Here is a 4,389-nt window from a genome sequence, read left to right as displayed (position 1 = left end):
GAAGCTGAACGTAAAGCCGAAGAGGAGCGCAAGGCAGAAGCTGAACGTAAAGCCGAGGAGGAGCGCAAGGCGGAAGCTGAACATAAAACAGAAGAAGATATGGTCTTTTCAATAGATGAGGATGCTTTCGGAAACGATTTTGATACTAAAGATAATGATGTGGACATAGATGAGTTAGAAAGTTGGCTTGAAGTTGAAGATGATAAGAAAAAAGATGAAAAAGATGAGTTAGGATATTCTTTAGACTTTAAATAACAAAATATTAAAGGTGTTTACTAGCAAAAAAGTAAACACCTTTTTTTTAGAAGATGGGGAGGGATTTATATGAAGAAACTACATATAGCGTTAATAACCAGTATTATTATGTTATCTGCATGTAGCCAGGAAACTCAAGATAAGCAAGGTAATGATGTGAAAAGTGAAGAAAAGACTCATTCTATAAGTGAAACGAAGAATGTAAGTGAAAAACAGGTCGAAGAATTAGCTTATAACCCGGAGGATTTTAACAGAGAGCTTTCGAGTACGGAAAAGCTAATGTTAGAACGTGTGGGTTCTTCAAGTGGAGAGAACTATGGTAAATCTGCTGTAGAGGATAAATTAGATAAGCTTCCAAAGGATTTAACAGGTAAAGAGTATTTGGATAATCTCCTTTCTCTTTTAAAAGAAGATTATAGTGAAGAGGTAAAAACATTAGTAAACCTTGATGTATCTTCTGCGGATAATCTAAACAAGCCTAACAATGATATTGAAGATCCTAAGCAACAGAAGATACATTATTCAATTTTATTAGATGCAAGTGGGAGTATGGCAGGAAAAATAGATAATCAATCAAAAATGGACATAGCTAAACAAACTATAACTAATTTTGTAAATAAGCTACCTTCTTCTTCAACGTATTCTATCAGAGTTTATGGTCAGGAAGGTAGCAACAGCGCAAGTGATAAAGAATTATCTTGTAGTACCACTAAAGCTATATACAATGGTAATAACAACAGTCAGGAATTAAAGAACGTTATAAATCAAGTCCAACCTATAGGTTGGACACCTATAGCTTTAGCTTTAAAAGATGTTAAGCAAGATATTCCTTCAAACACTAATAAATCTTTTGTATATGTTGTGAGTGATGGGATAGAAACTTGTGGTGGAGATCCTGTATCTGCTGCTAAAGATTTAAAAAATCAAGGGATTGAGACAGTAGTAAATATTATAGGGTTTGATATTGATAATTCGGGTCAGGAATTGTTAAAGGAAGTAGCACAGGCCGGTGGTGGAGAATTTAGAAATACTCAATCAAAAGAGGATATTAATGCTTATTGGCATCAACAGTATGAGCTGTTACAAAGTAAATGGTATAACTGGGAAGAGAACGGAAAAGACCAAGTATCAAATGAAAAAGAAGATAAGAAACAACTTCTTTTCAACACAGAAAATCAATTAGATGAAAAAATTAATTTAGAGTATGAGCATTTGCAAAGTGCAAAAGTATATTTAGAAGATAAATTAGGAAGTCAGAATAAAGCCGTTGTAAAGTTAGAAGAATTAATTATGAACCGAAGAACAAAGTTCAACGAGTATAAACAAACGACCATAGATGAATTAAAAGCACAGGTCATTTCTAATAGTAATGAAGCTAGTTCAAACTATAAAGAGATAGGCGAAGAACAACAACAAAATATGATTGAGGAAAAAAGAAAATATAACTAGTAGTAAATACGGATACGTACCTGTTTACAGATAGATCAAGGAGTACAAAATGAAAAGAATAGTTACCGTTGTATTATTTTTAATTGCATTTGTAGTTTATGCAATAGAAGAAAATCCATTTGAAAAATCTACTACGTCTAATACCAATATTGAGTATGATAAAGTAATTGATTTCCCAGAGGACAGATACCCTGGAACGGCAGCACATATTAAGCATGCTGTTGAAAATGGGAAATCACCTATTTGTACCATAAATCGTAAAGGTGCTGAAGAGAATAGAGATGAATCATTAAAAGGTATTCCTACGAAAAGTGGATATGATAGGGATGAATTTCCAATGGCATTTTGTGAAGAAGGTGGAAAAGGTGCTGATATTGAGTACGTTAAACCTTCCGACAATCGAGGGGCAGGATCTTGGATTTCACATCAAGTAGATGATTTAGAAAATGGAACTAAGGTTTTAATACAAGTTCAATAATGAAAAAGCTACATGATATCTGAATATCGTGTGGCTTTTTTACTATTTTTCTTCTTTTTAAACACTTTTATCTTACTAAGTAACTTAAGATGGAAAATCATTGTTATAATGGAAATTGTCGTTTTAAATTCAGATAGGGAGAGTTGAAATTGAAGAAATTATATTCATTAATTCTTATTGCTTGTTTATGTGTCTTAGCTGCATGTGGCCAAGAAACATCGAAAGAAGAAAGCAAGGCTGACGAGTCCAATAAGAAAGTTGAAGCAGAAACAACAAAAGAAAAAGCTGAAAAAGAGGAACCTCAAGAGGAAAAAGCTCAAAGTGAAGAAAAGAAAGCTTCTTCCGATGAGCCATTTAATGATAAAGTTCAACAAGAAGACATTGGTGAGAGAAGTGTTGTCTTCACAAAAGAAAATTTAGATTTAAAACATAGTTTTGATGGGCTAAATTTAAACGTTGAAGCCATCCAAACATCGATTGTTAAACTGGATGAAGAAAGAAAAGAATTTCATGAAAATCAGGATGAAATTGGTGTAATCTCAATTAAAACATCTGTTGAGAATACAAGCGATAAAGAGATTCAATACTACCCAGGTAGCGAAAAGTTTATGGGAGAAGACGGTTTAGGAGTTATAGCGAGTATGAAATATCCGGGCTTTATCATTAGTGAAGCAATGAAGCCAGGTGAAAAGGCAGAAGGATATTACATATTTGTTGTGACAAAAGAAGCTGTTGAAGATTGGAAAAGTGGTACGTTAACTGTTCCTACACCATTTAGCAATAACGAGCCAGTAGGTAAAGAGTTTGTTACTCCAATTCCATTGAATGGAGAAAGCGATAGTCAATCTACATCTTCAAGCAATGAAAAAACTTCTTCTGATCAAGTCTTTGCTGATGGAATTATAGAAGACAATTTAGGGAAGAAAGAAGTCTTATATACAAAGACAGGACTAGACACTAAGCAAAAAACAGGAGATGTAGAAGTTACAGTTAAAGGTATTCAAACGGCTAAATTGACTGTAAATGATGTATATAAAGAAAATTTTGAGCAAGATAACCTAAATGTGGTTACATTAGATTTAGAAGCTACAAACACTGGCAAAGAAAGTGTTCAATTTGACTTAAGATCTGCATCATTAGATGTAAATGGCAGCACAGCTTATCTTCCTGAAAGTCAACTTTCAGATACAAGCCTTTCGGATGAAGTAAAACCAAATGAAAAAATAAATGGATATTTAGTATTTCTAGTTGATCCACATGATTACAAAAACTTTAAGGAAATGAAATATACAGTACGTGGTCCTCAATCCCTTGATTTTAAAGAGAGATTAGGAGATAAAATTTCATTAGACATTCCATTTGAACAGTAATTTTATAAAAATATTAAATTAAAACATTACTAAATATAAAACAGCATCCGAGTAGTATGTGGATGCTGTTTTTTTGTGACTATATTACTATTTTCTTCATTTTTGATAAGAAATTCACAGTGAAATATTTACAATATTGAGTTATTCATTTACAATATAAATATAAAATAAAAAATCGTGTTTTAAGGAGTGAATGATTTGGCCCCATTTAATAAAAAAATTGCTATTTTTGGTGCCAGTGCGATAGCAGCAACTGGTATTGGAATTGGTGCTTATGCCTTAACAAATTCGTCTTCTGAACAAGCTAGTACGTCTTCTAATGAGACAGTTGATTCAGAGCAAAATAATGAAAAGAACACGAGCAAGGAAACGGATAAAAAACAAGAAAAAAATAACGAATTAGAAGGTCAAGATTTTGAGTTTGATTTAGATGATAATCAAGATGATGAACTTTTTGATGATATAGCTCAGAGAGCTACAGAAGCTTCAGACACAAAAGAAAATTATGCTTATGTCTTTGACTATGATAAAAAAGAGGATAAAGCAGAAGAAACACAATATGTCTTCACTAATATAGAGGACTTAAATCCAGAAGTGAAAAAAGATGGTACTTTTGCATTTACAGAAGAACAAAAGCAGGATACAAACAAAGATGTTCTTTTAGCTAGTGCTGATCCACTTGAAATTGCAGATAAGACAGAACCACAACTGAAAGATATCGTAATCAAGAATCCACATCAAGTACCAGCAGAGAAGCAAACTAACGAAACTCCTGCACCAGAGCAACCGGGCGCTGAAAACCCAGGAAACGAAACTCCTGCACCAGAGCAACCGGGC

The 4,389-nt window shown here is 33.2% G+C and carries 4 protein-coding genes and 1 pseudogene; all 5 read left to right on the top strand.

The annotated features are described in order from the left end of the window. Positions 1-255 (top strand): hypothetical protein (locus tag BM012_RS26635; protein ID WP_208608090.1); only part of this gene is annotated, 255 nt, incomplete at its 5' end. A 69-nt stretch (positions 256-324) separates the two neighbouring features. Next, positions 325-1,704, top strand: coding sequence for a VWA domain-containing protein (locus BM012_RS25195; RefSeq protein WP_061802925.1), 1,380 nt, complete (start codon positions 325-327; stop codon positions 1,702-1,704). A 49-nt stretch (positions 1,705-1,753) separates the two neighbouring features. Beyond that, positions 1,754-2,182, top strand: a complete 429-nt coding sequence (locus BM012_RS25190; protein WP_061802926.1) for a NucA/NucB deoxyribonuclease domain-containing protein — start codon at positions 1,754-1,756, stop codon at positions 2,180-2,182. Between the two features lie 149 nt (positions 2,183-2,331). After that, positions 2,332-3,552, top strand: a complete 1,221-nt coding sequence (locus BM012_RS25185) for a DUF4352 domain-containing protein (RefSeq protein WP_061802927.1) — start codon at positions 2,332-2,334, stop codon at positions 3,550-3,552. Between the two features lie 198 nt (positions 3,553-3,750). Beyond that, a pseudogene (locus BM012_RS25180) lies at positions 3,751-4,389 on the top strand (hypothetical protein); the annotation flags it as partial.

This window comes from Priestia endophytica DSM 13796 (genome assembly GCF_900115845.1).
Classification (GTDB): Bacteria; Bacillota; Bacilli; order Bacillales; family Bacillaceae_H; genus Bacillus_I; species Bacillus_I endophytica.
The sequence above is the reverse complement of the archived record's forward strand: the minus strand, read 5'-3'. Positions and strand labels throughout refer to the sequence as shown.